The following is an 18,819-nucleotide window of genomic DNA, read 5'->3' as shown; positions in this document are numbered from 1 at the left end:
GGTGCCCGACCGGCTACGGTCTAAGTGCTCCCCACGCTGTGGGTAAGTGCCTGCCACGCTGTGGCTGCTTATAGCTTAATGTTTATTATATTTGCTGGGTATTAGGCAGATTAAAATATAAAAACAATATAGAATGAAAAAAGTTTTTTTACTCCTTTCGGTAGGGATGGCTTTTGTGGCAAATGCTCAGTTTGCGGGGAATACGGCGTATAAGCGTGACCGCTACAGCAGAGACGATAATTTCTCAGAGAAGAGAAATGTGGTGGCAACCGATTCCACTGTGGTTTTCTACACCGATATACTGCTCAACCAAAGGGCGGACAATTACAAACTCACCCTTGGCGTAAGACAGGAAGGGAAGACCCCAGCTGAGGCATTAAAGAAGATTAATGAAAGAATTAATGGCTTTGCAAAGAGCATTCGTACGCTTGCTAGTGCAGAGGATATTTTTGTGGATTTCATCACTCAAAATCGCATTCTCGATTTTGATATCGATAAGCAGAAGGAGACCGCAAAGCAGAAAGTTACGGGCTATGAGATTAAGAAGAATGTTATCATCAGCCTTAAAAACTATTCAGACATCGAGCAAATGATTCTCCAAGCCGCCGAGCATCAGATTTATGATATAATAAAGCTGGAGTATATCAACACCGATATCGCTAAAATCCGCAAGCAGCTCCTCAGCGAGGCGTATAAGATTTCGGAAGAGAAGAAGAAAGATTATTTCTCACACTTTAAGAAAGAAATTCTGGGAAACCCCGTAGCAGAGACCGATTTCCATTATCTATTCCCAAGCAGCAGATACGAGAAATACACCATCTCCGAGAGCTCAAAGGTAGATGTTCCGTCAAGATACACAGAGGAATATCTTAGAAAAGAAGATACCTATTATTATGAGGGGGTAGATTATTCGGGCTTTGATAAGGTCATCAATCCCACCCATCCAGAAGTCGGCATTCAGTACATTTTAAGGCTAAGGGTAAAGTATAAAATCAAGAAATAAACCTCAGCCAAAAGGCGATATAAAATGAAGAATACACAAGCACTATACAACGCACTTTCTGAGCGCATCCTCATCCTCGACGGCGCGATGGGCACGATGATACAGCGCTATAACCTCACGGAAGAGGACTACCGAGGCGAGCAGTTTAAGGACTGGCAACACCCCGTAAAAGGGAATAATGATATGCTCTCCATCACCAAACCAGAGGTGATAGAAGAGATTCACAAGCTCTATTTGGAGGCTGGTGCAGATATTATTGAGACCAATACTTTCTCAGCAACCACCATTGCAATGGCAGATTATTTTATGGAGGACTATATCTACGAGCTCAACTTTAAATCTGCCCAGCTCGCTAAAAAAGCCTGCGATGAATACACTGCAAAGAACCCACAAAAGCCGAGGTTTGTAGCGGGGTCTATCGGTCCTACCAACAAAACCCTCAGCCTTAGCCCAGATGTGAATGACCCAGCCTACAGGGCCATTCGTTTTGATGAGCTTCGAGCCGCCTACAAACAGCAGGCAGAAGCCCTCCTCGATGGTGGGGCAGACATCCTCCTCGTAGAAACCATATTTGATACACTGAATGCCAAAGCCGCCCTCTTCGCTATTGATGAAATACAATCCGAGAGAAACCTCCATATCCCTATAATGGTTTCAGGAACCATAACCGATGCTTCGGGGCGCACACTTAGCGGACAGACCGCAGAGGCCTTTCTTATTTCCGTCTCTCATTTGGATTTGCTCAGTGTGGGCTTTAATTGTGCCTTAGGTGCAAAGCAACTCACCCCCTACTTGGAAGCAATTGCCCCAAAGGCAAGTTTCAGGATTTCTGCTCACCCCAATGCTGGCTTGCCCAATGCTTTCGGGCAGTATGATGAAACTCCAGAGCAGATGGCAGAGCAGATAAAGGAGTATCTGGATAAGGGGCTTATCAATATTATTGGGGGTTGCTGTGGGACTACTCCCGAGCATATCAAAGCAATTGCTATCTTAGCCAAAGACTATAAGCCTCGCCAACTGAGCTGATTGATTTTAATCCCTGTTTTGGAAATATTCTTACCTTTAACCAAAATTTTATTATGTTAGTTAAGGTATACGGCAGTGCTATATACGGCGTATCGGCACAAACCATAACAATAGAGGTGAATGTAGATCAAGGAGTGGGCTATCATTTGGTGGGCTTGCCCGATAATGCGATAAAGGAGAGCAGTTACAGGATCTCTGCAGCTCTCAAAAACAATGGCTACAAGCTGCCAGGTAAGAAGATTACCATTAATATGGCTCCTGCCGACCTTAGGAAAGAGGGCTCTGCCTATGATGTGAGCATTGCTATTGGGATTCTTGCGGCATCGGGGCAGATAAAAGCAGAGGATATCAGCGACTATATCATTATGGGAGAGCTCTCCCTTGATGGTACATTACAACCGATAAAAGGCGTTCTCCCCATTGCCATTCAGGCGAAGGAAGAGGGCTTTAAGGGAATTATTCTCCCCAAACAGAATACCCGAGAAGCCGCCATAGTACAGGGCTTGGAAGTCTATGGAGTGGAGAATATATTAGAGGTTATTCATTTCTTTAATGGCACTAATGTCCTTAGCTCTACCGTACTCAATATTCAGGAAGAATTTGAGGGCAAAGCGCAGGATTTCTCCATAGATTTTTCCGATGTAAAGGGGCAGGAATCCGCCAAGAGAGCGATAGAAGTAGCTGCTGCGGGAGGGCATAATATTATTTTGATAGGTCCGCCAGGCAGTGGAAAGACGATGCTCGCAAAGCGTATCCCAAGCATTCTCCCTCCTCTCAGCTTGGAAGAAGCCTTGGAAACCACAAAAATACACTCCGTAGCAGGCAAGATGGGTACGGAAACTTCCCTTATGACGACTCGCCCTTACAGGTCTCCTCATCATACCATCTCAGATGTAGCATTGGTGGGTGGGGGTAGTTATCCTCAGCCTGGTGAGATATCTCTGGCGCATAATGGCGTTCTCTTTTTAGATGAAATGCCAGAGTTTAAGCGCTCCGTTCTTGAGGTAATGAGACAACCCCTCGAAGATAGAATGGTGACCATCTCCCGAGCTCGCTTTACCATAAACTATCCTGCGAGTTTTATGCTCGTTGCCAGTATGAACCCCAGCCCGAGCGGTTTCTTCCCAGATGACCCCAACAATACCTCTTCCCCAGCCGAGATGCAGCGGTATATTAATAAACTCTCTGGTCCCTTGCTCGACCGTATAGATATACATATCGAAGTGCCAAAGGTGGAGTTTGAGCAGCTCTCCGATAAGCGGAAAACCGAGACTAGTGAGGAAATTCGCCGCCGAGTGCTCCGCGCAAGGCAGATTCAGCAGGAGCGGTTCTCAAAAGCCGATATACACTACAATGCCCAGATGGGTAGAAGGGAGATAGAGCGGTACTGTGCATTAGACCAAGCCTCCGAGCTCCTTATAAAAACCGCAATGAACCGCCTGAACCTCTCCGCAAGAGCCTACGATAGAATCCTGAAAGTAGCCCGTACCATAGCCGACCTCAGCTCCTCCGAGCAAATAACCTCTTCCCACATTGCCGAAGCGATCCAATATCGTAGTTTAGATAGGGACTTTTGGTCGTCTTCTGGTTAATAATGGGTATTGAGAATATATATTTTAGAATGGTAAAGGGAAGAAAATTATGTAAAAGAACAGAGTTTTTTTTTTCTTGTAAGAAAAAAGCAGAACCGATTGATGATTCTGCTTTTAATTCTCTTACATTTTGTAGCGAAGACGGGACTTGAACCCGTGACCTTTGGGTTATGAATTTAAATCTCGCTAAGACAAACCATGATAATCAACAACTTACATTTTAATATCTTGGTCAATCTCCAATAAAAATACTCGATTATATACTCAGTTTATAGTTAAAAATATAGTGCAAATCAAGTATTTGCACTGTATTTTTATGGTTTTATATAAGACAATTTCTATTTTTCCATTAGCAAGTTTGGTTGTCTTATATATTTACACTCAGAAATATAAGTATATATATACTTACAAATATAGATTTAAATCTGGTTGCAAATGTAATGAAAAAAATGAAAACTTGCAATATTATAGAAAAAATTAGGCGCCAATTCAACATAAGTATGTTTTCCCCCATTTTGGTGAAAACTAGGATTAACAATAATGGTATAATGGACAAAATTCAGGCTGTTTTTTCACACCTCCTTTTGGATAATATAGAAAAATAGAAGAAAACAGAACAATGAATGAGCTTATAAAATAATCGAAAAAGAAGGCTAAAAGGCCGTCTTTGCTAGAGAACTCCATCAATTCTTAGAGGTGGGTAGAGATTTTTCTAATTGGATAAAAGGTCGTATAGATGAATATGAATTTATAGTAAATCAAGACTATGAGGTTTTCGCCCAAATTGGCGAAAACTCCAACGGAGGCCTTAAAAGAATACACTTTGACCCTTGATATGACAAAAGAGCTTTCTATGGTAGAAAAAACAGAGAAAGGAAAACAAGCATGTAGATACTTTATAGAAATCGAAAAGATAGCCCTACAAGCTAAGCTACTTCTAGTGAATAATAATAACAAGGATCTACAGTTAGAATTATTTGATCTTATTCGTGCTAATCTTCTCAAAGGTGATTTGATAGCCGTATCCAAGTTCTATTTTTTCATTAGCAAGTTTAGTCGTCTTATATATTTACACTCAGAAATATAAGTATGCATACACTTACAAATATAGATTCAAAATCAGGTTGCAAATATAATAAAAAATGGGAAAGCTAATTCAACATAACGAATAGTTTTCATTGGTTACAGCTCACCTCCTACGCCCTTATATTTCTCTACAAAAGCGGCTATTCTGCGGAAGACCGTCTGTTTCTTGGTGCGATACTCAGGGTTTAGCGGACTCATCTTCGGCAAAATGCTATTGAGGTCGGTGCCATTTTCGCTAGCGAGTCCTCGCCTTAGGGAGAGCTGTATGTAGCGCTTGGTGGCCTCTTCGTTTAGATGTTCCTCCACAATAAGGGCATTGGCTTCTTCTCTTTGTCGCGCTTGGGCGTAGGTGAAGAAAGCCGCGATGATGCTCGGTTTGTCCTTAATCGTGTCCAAATTGGTTTCATTGATAAAATCCACGATGAGACTCTCCTTGGCTCGGTTGCCTATGCTTGCCCTAATGATACGGCGTACTTCGTCTACCAAAGCCTCTTTGTTTCGGTTCTTTTTGTGGTGTTCTAAGATCAGTCCGAGTATGTAATCGAGGTCTATCTCTTGCGACTTGAGCAAGTCTACTTCAAAGACCACTTCTTCCCAGTCTATAAGTTGTTTTTCTTGCGCCTCATTCTCACGCTCCCTACTTATCCAATCGCGTATATCGTTGTAAGTGGATTTATAGTCTTGTACCAATCGCTCCTTGAGTACATCCAATTGTACCATAGCGGCTACTTGTTCTTCGGTAAGGAAATGCTCTTTAGCAAAGGTTTTGAGGGCTTCGGGGTCGTTCTTATCAATGGTTTGCAGTGCTTTGAGATGGGCAAACTCATCATAGTTTTGCAAAATATTTTCCACCTGTAGGTATTCTCCGAAGAGCTTTACAAAGGCTTTTTTGTCGGCCGAAGTATGGATCTCATCGGGGTCGGGGAATTGTTCTTGCAACTCTTTCACGATTTCGTTATAACCACGGCAGGCCTTTCCGGTAATGATGTCGGTAAAGCCGTCCAAATACTCTTGGTAACTCTTTTCGAGGATGACGTTCTTGGTGCTCTTATCACCAAAAAGAGTAATGGTATCGACGGTGGGTTGCTCCAAATCGCGGAAAGTAACGATGTTGCCAAAGCTCTTGGTGCTGTTATAGATGCGATTGGTACGCGAGAAAGCCTGCAAAAGGCCGTGATAGCGCAAGTTCTTATCCACAAATAGGGTATTGAGCATAGGGGCATCAAAGCCGGTGAGGAACATGCCTACCACGATCAGCAGGTCTATTTCTTGACTTTTCACTCGGTTGCTTAAGTCGCGGTAGTAGTTTTCAAACGAATTGCTTTCCAGAGAAAAATTGGTCTTGAACATCGCGTTGTAGTCGGCAATGACTTTTTCCAAAAACTCTTTGGCACTGACATCCATAGCGGAAGGTTCGAAAGTTTCGTCAGTAATGTCGCCTATAGCATTCTGTTCTTCATTGGCAGCATAAGAAAAGATAGTCGCTATCTTGAGCGGTCGGTCGCTATTTTTTTGCAAAGCGTTGAGCTCTTGGTAGTAGCATTTGGCAGCCTCTACACTGCTAACGGCAAACATCGCATTGAAGCCCTTATTACTACCCTCATTTCTGTGGGTTTTGAGGCGGAAATTGCGCAAAATGTACGTAGATATTTCCCTAATACGTTCGGGGTGTAGCAAGAGGCGTTTGTTTTCGGCAGCACTGAGTTTGGCTTCATCTTGCTCGGTTTCTATACCCTTAAATTGCGGACGTACATCGTTGTAATCTACTTTGAATTTCAGTACTTTTTCATCGCGAATGGCATCGGTAATTACGTAGGCGTGCAGTTCGCGACCAAACACGCTGGCAGTGGTTTCGCTGCCCAAGGCATTGTCGGGGAAAATAGGGGTGCCTGTAAAACCAAATTGGTAGTACTTCTTGAATTTCTTTTTAAGGTTCTTTTGCGCTTCACCAAATTGGGAACGGTGTGCCTCATCGAAGATGAAAACAACTTGCTGGTCGTATACCGGCAAGTGCTCTTCGCTCCTCATCAGGTTATTGAGTTTCTGGATAGTAGTAACGATAATTTTATGGTCGTTCTTGTTTAAATTCTGTTTGAGTCCGGCAGTACTACCTGAGCCATTTACACTATCGGGCGAAAAGCGTTGGTACTCCTTCATCGTTTGATAATCCAAATCTTTGCGGTCTACCACAAAGAACACTTTATCGATAAAATCGAGCTGGGTAGCCAGTTGTGCCGCTTTAAAGCTGGTGAGCGTTTTGCCCGAACCTGTAGTGTGCCATATATAACCACCTCCCTCGAGAGAGCTCCAGCGCTTGGCTTGATAGGCGCTTTTTATCTTCCAGAGCAGCCGTTCGGTAGCGGCTATTTGGTAGGGGCGCATCACTAATAGTGTGTCGCTTACATCAAGCACCGAATAGGTGAGTAGCACCTGTAACAAAGTGTTTTTCTGAAAGAAGGTAGCGGTAAAATCCTTCAGGTCACGTATAAGAGAATTATCAGCTCTTGCCCAATTCATCGTAAAGTCGAAGCTGTTTTTATTGCGCTTTACGGTGTTGGCAAAATAGCGGGTATCGGTACCGTTGGAAATGACAAATAGTTGCAAGTATTTGTACAATGAACTCTCGCTGTTGAAACTCTCCTTGCTATAGCGATGCACTTGGTTGAACGCCTCACGGATAGCCACCCCTCGTTTTTTGAGTTCGATTTGCACTAAGGGCAAGCCATTTACTAAGATAGTTACATCGTAACGATTGGCGTGAGAACCTTTCTGTTCGAACTGGTTGATTACTTGTACTTTATTACGAATGATATTTTTCTTATCAACCAAATAGATATTTTGTATATGTCCATCGTCGAACACAAAGTCGTAGATATAATCGCGGTGCAGTTTGCGTGATTTTTCTACCAAGTTATCGCTGGGGGCATCTAAATATTCCTCTACAAAGCGCGCCCATTCGGCATCGGAAAAGGTTACGCTGTTGAGGTTTTGCAGCTGCGTGCGCACATTATTCAAGAGTGCGGCGGGGGTAGTAAGCTGCGGAAGGTATTCATAGCCTTGTTCTACCAAATCCTCTATAAATTCGCGTTCTAACGCATTTTCACTTTGGTAAGTATCAGGAGCTTCGCTCACTTTAGAGAGTTTAGTATAATTTTCTAAAACGATGTAGTTTTGTGTTTCGGCGATAGTGTTGTAATTCATTCTTAAAAACTTGCTTATTTAGGGGCAAAACTTGCTTATTCTTTCTTGAAGGTATATTTTGCATTTACACTTGTAAGAAATTGTATGCTATCATTGCTGCCCCTCTTTCCAATATTTATCCCCTACAAGATGATTAAATAAAAGTTTTAAGTCTTCCTTTGCAGAGTTAGTAGGTTCTGCAATAGCTTCATTTGATAAAGTAGAGTGGCTGGTATACTGAATGATTCTATTGTAATATTTTTGTTTTTCGTCAGGTAATAAATGCGACCATTGTGGATAACCAAAAAAACTTGCAGTTTTTTCGTAAAGATTTCTCAACAATATGAAATGATATTTTTGAATACTTTTTGTTTGAATAGCATCTTCTATAGTCTGCTTTAGAAATAAGTGATAGGAAAAACTTTTATTAGAATCTCCATCTTTTTCTTCTAATTCAAATGTCCCATCTTCATTTTTTCTTAACATATAAGTTGCTTTTGAGTTTAGTTCGTTATACAATACATTATAGAATAAAGGGCTATGTGTTGTAATTATAAACTTTAATTGCTTATTCTGACTTGATTTTATGAGATCAGCTATATCTACAGCTAATTCTATTAAGTGATTTTCATCTAAAGAACTTACTGGGTCATCTATAAAAACATATTCTAGCTCATTAAACCCTTCTACAGGACGATCATCTACTTTAGGAATGTTTAAAGTCTCAATAACTTCTTTTAATAAACTATAGAAAATACACCAAATAAGACAATTTTCTTCTCCTTTTGAGATCTTTATATTTTCTAATCGTGTTTCATTACCTCCTTCTACAGAGAAGTTAACCTCGCTATAATCTTCATTAAAACGAGGTGTTAACTTATTACTAGTATAACGTTGAAAGTTAGAGATAATATTCCTTTCTTGTCCTTCATCTACAAGTACCCAATGAGTAAAACCATTAGGACGAATTTTTAATTTTCTATTTGTATCCTCTTCTAGGTCATTATCCCAATAAAATAAGTCTTCTGTAAAGGCATTGTAGTAAATAATCTTTGAACGAGTTTTTTCATCATCATCTTGTTTAGAAGAGACTAAATCCTTAAAGATACGAGACAAACGTGTTTTACCTACACCATTGAAAGCATAGATAAGTTGTACTTTTTTAGAACTATCTTTTAGCTCTTGTGCTATTTCTTCAAGTTTTTTTCCCATAGTTATTATTTGTCATTAGTAAAAGTTAATAATCTCTCCCTATAATACTCGTATTGTTTTCTGCGCAGGGCAATTTCTTTGGGCAACCCCTCGCTGATAGAATTGACCAAAGTATCGAACTTATCGAGAATAGAGGCAATACGCTGTTGCTCGGAGAGGGGAGGGAGAGGAATGGTAATCTTAGTTAAGTCATTAGCCGATATATCTATCACTTTGGTTCCCTTAGCGTACTTTCTTTTTTGGTTTGAAAACTCTGTTGTCTGCGTATAATAAACCAAATATTTACCTATGATTTTTTCTGAAGGTTTAAAAATGGTAGCGTGTCCTCCTGTTACACCTTGTTCTTTTACACAATAGGCAACAGCTTTCCCTACGTCATCTATATTCTCACTTGTATTTGTTATTATCACGTCTCCATAATCTACTTTTCTAAGTCCTTCAGCTGTTTCAGGAGATACAAAAGAAATTGTTTGTTCCGCAGAAATCCCATAGTAAGTATAAATTTGACCATAATGGATAGCAGGAACACCACTTGTTATGAGGTCTTTCTTCTGTAATCCATTGCCCCGTATAAAAGTGCCTACTTCTCCCAGCGTTTTCCAAACTATCTCAGTACCCCCCCCTATCTCATTGAAAGTCAATAACTTATTGCGATAGTATTCATACTGCCGCTTGCGGCAGTCCAGCTCCGCCTCCAGCTCCGCCTCCAGCTCCGCCTCCAGCTGGGTGAACTTGTCCAAAATACGAACAATCTCTTGCTGGACAGAAAAAGGAGGGAGGGGGATTTGGAATGTGCCAAACTCTTCCTTTGTAATAGTTTTTATTGTGCTTCCCCTTGCATTTTCTTTTTTTATGCCAAAGATACGTTTAAGTTGATATGCAAAATATCTTATGTCAACCTCATTATCTATATGTGTGAATATAGCTATAGTTCTATCTACATAAGAATCATATTGAGTTATAGCGACTCTGCCAATAGTACCTTGTAAAGATACTAATATTGTACCTTCCGGCACAAAAACACTTTTAGGCATCGCTAACTGCGATATTCTTTGTTTAGTTATAGAAACAAGATTGAATTTGTTATCTTCCATATCAGCAACTTGCACAAAAGGCATTGAATTATCCCCCCCATACCATTCAGATTTCGTATATGGCTGAGGAAAAGAACCTCGCCTAAATGTTGCTACCTCTCCCAGTGGTTTCCATACCACTTCAGCGCCTTGTAGGAGGCGTTCTATATAAGGGAATATTTTTGGTTCTTGTGTCATTGTTTTTTCTTTAGGGATTTTTCAAAATCTGAAAATATCTTTTGTGTTTTGTTAAATTCATCGTACTCTGCTTTAGCTTTGTGCTCTGCCTGCTTTTTGCTGATACTTCCTTTGCCCTTAAGAATGTCATATTTCCGAAAGGCTAAAAACTCATTGATGCTTTTAGCAAACTCTTCCATAGTAAACGTGTTTTCACGCTCAATCAGATCTTCAATATAATCGAAATAGCCTGTTACAGCGCGCTCCAACTGACGAATTTGTTTCTCCTCTAAATAGTTTTTTGCCACAGTAACATCGCTTTTGAGTATTCTACCATCGGGAGCGTTCTTCCAAGTGGTCAGCCCCATATGCTCTTTTGTTTTATCAGCTGATGTATTGATAATTTCTGCCGCTGTTTTTCCAGTAATAGCATAATGAAACTTGTTTTGTACCATTGCATAAAAGTCTTTAGTAATATCAGCCTCTTTATCATAATCAATACTGCATTCGGCAAAAATATCGGTTATTTGCAACCATATTCTTCGTTCGCTGGCACGAATAGAGCGAACGCGTTCCAGCAATTCCCTAAAATAGTCTTTCCCAAATGCTCCCTCACCTTGTTTCAAACGCTCGTCATCCATTGCAAAGCCTTTGGTCATATACTCTTTCAAAACAGAGGTTGCCCAAATTCTAAATTGTGTTGCTTTGCGTGAATTGACACGGTAGCCTACTGAGATAATGGCATCAAGGTTGTAGAACTGTGTCAGATAGTTTTTACCATCAGTTGCAGTTGCCGAGATTTTCTCGGTAACTGAATTTTTGTCAAGTTCTCCTTCTGCAAAAATATTTTTCAAGTGCAGGGATATATTGTCTGTAGAGCAATTAAAAAGTTCTGCCATTGCCTTTTGTGTAAGCCAAATGGTTTCACCTTTAACAACAGCGTTAACAGAAACCGCTTCTTGCGGTGTATTATAAATCAGATATTTTATTTCACTATTCATATCTTACCCCTCTATTTCTCTGATAATCCCCTCAATATCAGCCCTAAGTTCATTAATCCGCACTACGGTTTGCGCTACTTCGGCGTTAAGTTGCTGAATATCTATCACTTCTCGGGTGTCTTTTGCTTCTACATACGAACTAACGGATAGGTTGTAGTCATTTTCGGCTATCTGCTGGTTGTCTACCATCGCAGCGATGTGAGGTACTGCCTCTTTGCCGGCAAAAATACTAACGATACGCGCTATATGGGCATCAGTAAGTACGTTGTTATTGGTTTCTTTCTTAAAAAAGTCTTCACCACTAGCATCGATGAATTGGGTACGGGTATCGGGTTTGTGTTTGGAAAGCACCAATATATTCACAGCAATGCTGGTGCCGTAGAAAAGGTTGGGGGGTAGGGCGATAACGGTTTCTACATAGTTGTTGTCGATGAGGTATTTGCGTATTTTCTGTTCGGCGCCTCCACGGTAAAAAATACCAGGGAAGCATACGATAGCCGCACGCCCCTTAGCGGAAAGGTAGCTAAGTGAATGCAGAACAAAAGCAAAGTCGGCTTTGGAATTGGGGGCTAAGACCCCTGCAGGAGCAAAGCGGTCGTCATTGATAAGGGTAGGGTCATCGCTGCCTATCCAGTTCACCGAATAAGGAGGATTGGAAACGATGGCATCAAAAGGTTTTTCGTCGCCAAAGCAAGGGGTTATGAGGGTATCGCCTAAGGCAATATTGAATTTATCGTAGTTGATATTGTGCAAGAACATATTCATACGCGCCAAGTTGTAGGTGGTATGATTGATCTCCTGCCCAAAAAAGCCGTCCTCTATCAGGTGGGCGTCGAACTGTTTTTTGGCTTGTAGCAGCAGAGAGCCCGAACCACAAGCGGGGTCATAGATTTTATTGACCCTTGACTGCCCATGGAGGGCAAGCTGAGCGATGAGCTTAGAGACATGCTGGGGGGTGAAGAACTCCCCGCCCGACTTGCCTGCGTTGGCGGCATAGTTGGAGATAAGGAACTCATAAGCATCGCCAAAGAGGTCGATTTGGTGGTTTTCAAAATCGCCAAAACTAAGTCCTGCCACTCCATTAATTACCGCTGCGAGGCGTTTGTTTTTTTCCTCAACGGTATTGCCAAGTCGGTTGGAGGTAGTGTCGAAGTCGGCAAAAAGACCTTTGATATCTGCTTCGGAGGGGTAGCCATTGGCGGAACTTTCGATAGCCGAGAAGATAGCTGCTAAATCAGTATTGAGATTGGAATTAGTATTTGCATTTTTAGCTACATTCACAAACAGCTGAGAAGGGTAGATAAAATAACCCTTAGTTTTCGTAGCATCGTCTTTTATTTCGGGAGTAATAGCCTCGTCAGGCAATTGGGCATACTGCACACTCTCGTCACCTCCCTCTATAAAGTTAGTAAAATTTTCGCTGATAAAACGATAGAAAAGGGTACCTAATACAAATTGTTTAAAATCCCAACCATCTACAGCGCCGCGCACATCATTAGCTATTTTCCAAATCTGTGCCTGCAAGGCGGCTCTCTGTTCTGTACTCGACATGATGATCGTTTTGTTTTTTTAAGAGCCAAAGGTACATAAATATTTTGGAATATACTCGTTTTTTTTGGGAAAATCTCGAAAATAATAATCTACGAGCCATAGCCTTGTATCAATAGAGCTCTCTATTAGAAAAACGAGTTCCGAAGTTTTTACAATCCTTTTCCCATATTTTTCATTTGTCCGTTGTGAGGCTTGCCCCAACAGACAAATAGAAAAATAGGGAAAAGCAAGATTGTCTTTGTATATCTCAACGTAAGTTGTATATACAAAGACACATCTTGCTATTCAAAAATTGGGCTAATTCAGAGTAGTCTAACGTGTTGATAATAAATAGTTTGTTTGTTTGTTCTAAGAGAAGGTTCTTTTGGAAGGAAAAATAGGAATATTGCAGAAAAAAATGAAGGTTCCTATATTTAATGTATATTATATATATTATATGTATATAGATAAAAGATATTTTTTTAATATATTGAAAATTAATATTTTATAAAATCAACCACGCACTATTTTACGCACCCCCATAGGGTAACCGTGTACTGATTTACGCACCCCTACAGGGTAACCGTGTACTGATTTACGCACCCCTATAGGGTAACCATGTACTGATTTACGCACCCCTACAGGGTAACCGTGTACTGATTTACGCACCCCCATAGGGTAACCATGTACTGATTTACGCACCTCAATAGATAGTTATTCTAAAAAAAGGGAATAATCATCGGGGAGTTCAGCATCTATATCTCTCAGATATTGTTGTAAGGCTGTAAGTGTAGTATGTCCTGTGATAAGCATTAACCTATCATAGGTTTCGCCTTGGGAATATTTTTCTCTAAGCTGTCTGTACAGCTTGGTAATAAAGGTATGTCTGAAAGAGTATAGCCCATAGTCCTTACCAAGGTTCAGTTCATCTTTAACTTTTTTAAATCGCTTACTCCAGTAGTCTCTTTTATTACCCTCTGTGCTTTCCCAAGGACCAGCACTATTAGGAGCAAATAGGTAGTATTCAGAATTAAGTCCCTTGAAATGTTGGATCTCACCAAGTAGGATTTCTGGAATTATCTTTACCTTAACCAGTTTGTTTTTAGCTCTTACATTGAGTTTTGCACCCTCAAAATCTATGTCCTTAACTTGTAGGCGACAGGCCTCGATAGGACGCAAGAAGTTATAGCTTATGAATTTAACAAATAGAAGCAAGTCCTTATCTTTCTCCTCCAAAAGAGTAAAAATAGTATCCTGCTGGCTCTGTGAGTATGTTTTGTTACGTTCGGGCTTGGTAGGTAACTTCTTGATTTTGGATACTACATTATGAGGAATAAGCTCGTTTTCTTCCAAGGTACTGAATATAGCATTTAGTACAGCAAGGGTGTTATTTCGGTTGCGAGGGCTTGATTTTAGTAGAATGGTATTTAGAAAGTCATTAACCTCTTTCTTGGCGATGTTCTTGATAGGAGCATTATCTAAATAGTTGTTTTTCAAGAATTTTTGGAACAAACCTATGCGATGCTTGTAGTCTATAAATGTTCGCTCGGATACACTATTTTTCTTTAGATTTAGCGCAAAATCAAGGGCAGAACAAGCTGTATAGTCTTGATTTTCATGGTTTTTTTCAAAATATTCGTCAGAGGGTGTATAGCCACTTTTAAGAAGTTTTTCTATGATATTTCTTAGCTTATGAATACGTAAGTACCTGTTATCAAAATCCTTATACTCTTGATTAACTTTAAAGAAGATAGAGGGTTGTTTTACCATTTTCCCTTCTTCATTACGGAAGTAATAGTATACATACCAACGCTTATACCTCTGTAGGATCTGTTGTTTTTCCTCCTCTGAAAAGGCTGTTAAGCGTTTTTCAGAGATGATTTTCGGATAAATCTTAGGAGCTGTATACTTCTTTTTTTCCATAAGACCTTCGGATTTTTGATACTCGCCGATATACTCGGTTTTATACTCGCTTTGTATCAGTTCATACAGTTTGGACATAAAAAAATACGCTTGAGGGCGTATTTTTATTGGGATTTTCATTTTGTAGCGAAGACGGGATTTGAACCCGTGACCTTTGGGTTATGAATCCAACGCTCTAACCACCTGAGCTACCTCGCCATTTTTGTGGTGCAAATATATAAAAGATTCGCATATCCACAAAATATTATCCTATTATTTTATACCTAAAAATTCCATTACATCTGCGTAGCGATCAGGCTTTGCAATGATTTTGTTCTTAGCATCAAGCACGAAATAGATAGGTGTAGCCTGCACATTATATTTCTGAACGTAAGAAGCGTACCACCCATTAAGCTCACTTGTACTAATCCAAGGGTAATTTTGCGCTTTTTCCAAATAGTTTTCCTTATTAGAATCTAATGAAAAACCTATAATCTCAATGCCTTTGGATTTTAGAGTTTCATAATGAGGAATGAATTGAGGCAATTCTTTAGTACAATGCGAGCAACCTGAAGACCAGAAAATAATAATTTTTTTATTAGCCTTTACTCCATAGAGGGTTTTTGCTGAGGTATTTAGTGTATTTTCCAAATCTGAATTAGCAAAAGAAGCTCCTATATCAAGACTTTTATTGATTTTTATGGTGTTTTCAAGCCTGCTATTGATACTGCATTTTAAATTTTGAGCATCTTTCAGATATTTTTCCTTTAAATCATTCATAGCATAAGCATTGAAAATATCAATGAGCTCAGAAAGTACAGTTTGCCCTCGTGAAGTTTCAATATTTACAGCGGTTAAAAGTTTAGCAACAGCATCTTCAGCATTTAAATTCTCTTTTGAATTAAGGTAGGACAATAACAGCGGACGAAGCAGAGAAGAGGTTTCTAACATTTCATTGGAATCACTAATGAACTTTATTATCTCCTCTTGAGATATGCTGGGTGCTTCAATAGATTTTTGGAGAAATTTAGAAGAATTTGTATGATAATAGTTGATGAAAGGATAAGACTGCAAATCTTCTTTTTCAGATTGAGATAAATTATGAATCTCTTTTTCTAAAGCCTGAGCAAACTCCTCCGATTTCTTGTAGTACTGAATAATTTGATACAGTGCAGGCAAAATATAATCTTTCTTTTTCTCTGTACTTTGGAGTTTAGACATCAGTTTGTTTGCCTCATCTAAATAGATGATATCATCTACTTTAGCATCTTTTATTTTCAGGAGTATATCAATGTTTCTATTTTCAGAAATGAAAGGTATAGTAGTTTTAAACTCTGGGATATATGCTTTCATTATCCCTGAATAGGAGGTAGGATACTTTATACTAAAACTATTTTTCAATGATTGCCCTTTTGTAAAAAGAATATCTTTTGAGCCGTCTAATGTATAGACATAGATTTCTTTATTTGTATTGTCTCCCTCAGTTTTGATATTGATATTAAATTGGGCGTTTACTAATTGGGCAGATAGTGCTAATGCCACTAAAAGAATATTTTTTTTCATTCGTTTTATTTAGGTAGCAAATTTATCAAATTATAAGTATAAATAAAAAACTCACTGATAAAGTTCAGTGAGCTTCCTATTAATTATATACAACTACTTCTTTTCTGTATTATATTTTTTTGAAAAGTAAGCATAAGAAGCTATCATCGCTATTCCTAGACCCATAAGCAATGAGGTATGCATATCTATTGGTGTATTAGGCTTAGCACCTGGTCCATCACCACCGACACCTCCATTTCCAGGATTGGTAGGGGGATTGACAGGTCCCCACCCTGGAGGAGCTTCTATATCATCTGCATATGAAAGACTGGAAGTAGACAGCAGGATAAACAAACTAAAAATCTTTACTAATATTAAACTTTTTATTTTCATCGGTTTTATATTTTATTTAATTAATAATTTAGACTGGAATAATTCTCCTTTGTCTGAAATTACTTTTACAAAGAATACTCCGGCGTATTTTTTATCAAGTTTGATAGTATAATCTTCATTAGTTTTTATATTCTTATCCGAAGAAACAAGCCTTCCCGAAGCATCATATATCTCAATATTAGCAGATTTCCAATTTTTACTAAATCTGATGATGTAGTTATCTTTTTCTGAATTATATGCTATATATGTTTTTGATAAAACATCTGTAGTTTCTGATGTCTCTAGCTCTGTTGGGTTTCCATAATATAGTCCGTATACTTGAGTAGCATTTCCATCTGCTGGTATAACCATATTATGAGCAATCTGAATTACATTTTTCTTAGCATTTTTGAAATAAAAACTTTCACCAGAGGACAGAACCTTTTCATTATCATTCAGCTTAACTGTATTTTCAGAAATCTCAAATTTAAAATTCTTAATTTCAGGGTTGTATTTCCCAAGTACTGCAGCTTTTCCATAGAAGTCACTTTCATTTGCCTCATTGATATAAAGCATTTTTATATTATTTTTGTCATATCCTCCTTTGATAGGATCTTCTTCAAAAATTCCAAATCTAGCACCTGAAATATCTCCTACTTGTGTTGTAGCATTATCAGAAGTTCCTGATACAGTATCATCAGAAAGTACATAATAAGTTCTTCCTATTTCTTGATTATCTTTATCAAGTCCTATAATTGCAAGTTGTTTTACAGTACTTCCACTTGAATAAGAAGATCTACCTCCTAAGGCTACATCTTCATTATAGCTAAATGTTCTTAGGTCAGCTAAATTTAAAGAGTTTCCTGCTTTATTCTTTTTAAGTTTAAGCACAAAAGTTTGTCCTGGTCTAACGATAGTATACTCAGTATCTCCTACTAATGTTCCATTTTTTGAAAAAACAAGAAATTTGATACTTCCAGTTTTAGTACCTGATTGAGAACCACCTCCCTGTGAAGTATGCTTAACATCGCGTGGCTCTAGTTTTATGCCATATATTTCTTGATCATTAGGTTTAAGTTTTCTTAAATCTAAGTTCATTAGAAATGGATTACCTATTTGGTAAATATTTCTACCAAAATGTGGATTTTCCCAAGAAACTCCAGTACTTCTTACAAAAGCATCATCGAGATAGCTGTTATATCTTTCCTGGTAGTAGTTAAATAATTGTCCTTGATTACCAAAGTCTATATCTTTACCTGCATCTACTAAACTTACTATTACATCTCCTTCTGCTGAAACAGGTATACCTCTAAACACAAGCTGAGTATTAGTACCCTTTTTAACTATAAGATCACCAGGTATATCTTTTGTACCTAAAGCATAATAAGAATGTGGAGGGATTGTTGTAGTTCCAAGTTTTGTTTGTAAATTAGGGAGGCTGTTAAATCTAACTTTTTTGTTGTCCCAATATAGAACTTCTCTTTGTCCACCTCTAGTATTGTTTATGCTCCCTGTTCCCAATTCACTTTGCATAAATCTGATTTCCTTATCTATAAAAGGGAATGCTATTTGCTGATATGCTCCATGCTTTGGTGCTCTGTATTCTTGGCTTACAAATGCCTTGATGTTTGCTTGAGGGATACCTGTTATTTTTAACTGCCCATAAGTATATATTGGAGTTTCATTTAGTTTATTCCATTGGGCATAATTGCCAGGCTCATTAATTCGATTTACAATATTAATATCAGAGATATTGTCACTACCATAAGATTTGTCACTACCATCGGTTTCAAGAGTACTTACCTTTGAAGTGGTTTGTCCTACAATATTAATACTTCCCCTGTTTTCAATTTGTCCAGAGCCAATGGTTTTTAAACCACCACCATTATGTATATAAGCCGACTTTCTAACATTAACTTTGGCATTATTAGAAACAGTCGTTAAATATTGAGCATTTGCCTGAAAGAACAGGGATATTGCGCTGATTGCTAATAGATTTTTTCTCATATTATGCTGTTTATATTAACAAATATCACCGTGCAAAATTATAGTTTTTTTTTGAATAACCAAATTTGTTTTGTTTTTTTTCATTGAAAATGAGAAAAATTATAGGCTTGTAAAAA

General features: G+C 38.8%; 13 protein-coding genes and 1 tRNA gene. 4 read left to right on the top strand and 10 right to left on the bottom strand.

Annotation, left to right across the window (positions count from 1 at the left end):
• Window positions 1-133: 133 nt before the first annotated feature.
• The 4 genes from DBX24_RS02460 to DBX24_RS09370 all read left to right on the top strand — a co-directional run bounded on the left by DBX24_RS02460 (window position 134) and on the right by DBX24_RS09370 (window position 4,455).
• Window positions 134-1,003, top strand: a complete 870-nt coding sequence (locus tag DBX24_RS02460) for an SIMPL domain-containing protein (protein ID WP_160223865.1) — start codon at window positions 134-136, stop codon at window positions 1,001-1,003.
• Window positions 1,004-1,027: 24 nt separating this feature from the next.
• Entirely contained in the window at window positions 1,028-2,029 is a 1,002-nt protein-coding gene (locus DBX24_RS02455; RefSeq protein ID WP_160223864.1) for a homocysteine S-methyltransferase family protein, read from the top strand.
• A gap of 53 nt (window positions 2,030-2,082) precedes the next feature.
• A complete protein-coding gene (locus DBX24_RS02450; RefSeq protein WP_160223863.1) occupies window positions 2,083-3,621 on the top strand; it encodes a YifB family Mg chelatase-like AAA ATPase in 1,539 nt (512 codons plus the stop codon).
• 696 nt (window positions 3,622-4,317) lie between these two features.
• Window positions 4,318-4,455: an antA/AntB antirepressor family protein gene (locus DBX24_RS09370; protein ID WP_260392829.1), complete on the top strand. Its 138-nt coding sequence runs from the start codon at window positions 4,318-4,320 to the stop codon at window positions 4,453-4,455.
• Window positions 4,456-4,803: 348 nt separating this feature from the next.
• Here DBX24_RS09370 and DBX24_RS02440 read toward each other — a convergent pair whose 3' ends face one another.
• The 10 genes from DBX24_RS02440 to DBX24_RS02395 form a co-directional block, all read right to left on the bottom strand.
• Complete coding sequence (locus DBX24_RS02440; RefSeq protein ID WP_120488511.1) at window positions 4,804-7,908, bottom strand: HsdR family type I site-specific deoxyribonuclease; 3,105 nt, start codon at window positions 7,906-7,908, stop codon at window positions 4,804-4,806.
• A gap of 90 nt (window positions 7,909-7,998) precedes the next feature.
• Window positions 7,999-9,099, bottom strand: a complete 1,101-nt coding sequence (locus DBX24_RS02435) for an AAA family ATPase (protein ID WP_160223862.1) — start codon at window positions 9,097-9,099, stop codon at window positions 7,999-8,001.
• 5 nt (window positions 9,100-9,104) lie between these two features.
• Window positions 9,105-10,370, bottom strand: coding sequence for a restriction endonuclease subunit S (locus tag DBX24_RS02430; protein ID WP_160223861.1), 1,266 nt, complete (start codon window positions 10,368-10,370; stop codon window positions 9,105-9,107).
• Window positions 10,367-11,350, bottom strand: a complete 984-nt coding sequence (locus DBX24_RS02425) for a virulence RhuM family protein (RefSeq protein WP_120488513.1) — start codon at window positions 11,348-11,350, stop codon at window positions 10,367-10,369. The genes DBX24_RS02430 and DBX24_RS02425 overlap by 4 nt, the downstream gene beginning before the upstream one ends.
• A 3-nt stretch (window positions 11,351-11,353) precedes the next feature.
• The gene (locus tag DBX24_RS02420) at window positions 11,354-12,901 is read right to left on the bottom strand and encodes a type I restriction-modification system subunit M (RefSeq protein WP_120488514.1); all 1,548 of its coding nucleotides are present in this window, start codon (window positions 12,899-12,901) and stop codon (window positions 11,354-11,356) included.
• A gap of 693 nt (window positions 12,902-13,594) precedes the next feature.
• On the bottom strand, window positions 13,595-14,881 hold the full coding sequence (locus DBX24_RS02415; protein WP_120488516.1) for a tyrosine-type recombinase/integrase: 1,287 nt from the start codon (window positions 14,879-14,881) through the stop codon (window positions 13,595-13,597).
• A 46-nt stretch (window positions 14,882-14,927) separates the two neighbouring features.
• Window positions 14,928-15,001 (bottom strand) — tRNA-Met (locus DBX24_RS02410).
• A gap of 54 nt (window positions 15,002-15,055) precedes the next feature.
• The gene (locus DBX24_RS02405) at window positions 15,056-16,345 is read right to left on the bottom strand and encodes a peroxiredoxin family protein (protein ID WP_120488517.1); all 1,290 of its coding nucleotides are present in this window, start codon (window positions 16,343-16,345) and stop codon (window positions 15,056-15,058) included.
• Between the two features lie 93 nt (window positions 16,346-16,438).
• Window positions 16,439-16,717 (bottom strand): hypothetical protein, encoded by a 279-nt coding sequence (locus DBX24_RS02400; protein WP_160223860.1) that lies wholly within the window; start codon window positions 16,715-16,717, stop codon window positions 16,439-16,441.
• A 12-nt stretch (window positions 16,718-16,729) separates the two neighbouring features.
• Complete coding sequence (locus DBX24_RS02395; protein WP_120488519.1) at window positions 16,730-18,703, bottom strand: T9SS type A sorting domain-containing protein; 1,974 nt, start codon at window positions 18,701-18,703, stop codon at window positions 16,730-16,732.
• Window positions 18,704-18,819: the final 116 nt, after the last annotated feature.

Origin of the sequence: Bergeyella cardium, assembly GCF_009914665.1 — a bacterium.
GTDB lineage: Bacteria > Bacteroidota > Bacteroidia > Flavobacteriales > Weeksellaceae > Bergeyella_A > Bergeyella_A cardium.
Note: the sequence above shows the minus strand (reverse complement) of the source record. Positions and strands in the feature narration are given on the sequence as shown.

Excerpts from the sequence above, each read along its gene's own strand:
- DBX24_RS02460 (WP_160223865.1), top strand. The coding sequence starts at position 134 with ATGAAAAAAGTTTTTTTACTCCTTTCGGTAGGGATGGCTTTTGTGGCA.
- DBX24_RS02455 (WP_160223864.1), top strand. The coding sequence starts at position 1,028 with ATGAAGAATACACAAGCACTATACAACGCACTTTCTGAGCGCATCCTC.
- DBX24_RS02450 (WP_160223863.1), top strand. The coding sequence starts at position 2,083 with ATGTTAGTTAAGGTATACGGCAGTGCTATATACGGCGTATCGGCACAA.
- DBX24_RS02440 (WP_120488511.1), bottom strand. The coding sequence starts at position 7,908 with ATGAATTACAACACTATCGCCGAAACACAAAACTACATCGTTTTAGAA.
- DBX24_RS02435 (WP_160223862.1), bottom strand. The coding sequence starts at position 9,099 with ATGGGAAAAAAACTTGAAGAAATAGCACAAGAGCTAAAAGATAGTTCT.
- DBX24_RS02430 (WP_160223861.1), bottom strand. The coding sequence starts at position 10,370 with ATGACACAAGAACCAAAAATATTCCCTTATATAGAACGCCTCCTACAA.
- DBX24_RS02425 (WP_120488513.1), bottom strand. The coding sequence starts at position 11,350 with ATGAATAGTGAAATAAAATATCTGATTTATAATACACCGCAAGAAGCG.
- DBX24_RS02420 (WP_120488514.1), bottom strand. The coding sequence starts at position 12,901 with ATGTCGAGTACAGAACAGAGAGCCGCCTTGCAGGCACAGATTTGGAAA.
- DBX24_RS02415 (WP_120488516.1), bottom strand. The coding sequence starts at position 14,881 with ATGTCCAAACTGTATGAACTGATACAAAGCGAGTATAAAACCGAGTAT.
- DBX24_RS02405 (WP_120488517.1), bottom strand. The coding sequence starts at position 16,345 with ATGAAAAAAAATATTCTTTTAGTGGCATTAGCACTATCTGCCCAATTA.
- DBX24_RS02400 (WP_160223860.1), bottom strand. The coding sequence starts at position 16,717 with ATGAAAATAAAAAGTTTAATATTAGTAAAGATTTTTAGTTTGTTTATC.
- DBX24_RS02395 (WP_120488519.1), bottom strand. The coding sequence starts at position 18,703 with ATGAGAAAAAATCTATTAGCAATCAGCGCAATATCCCTGTTCTTTCAG.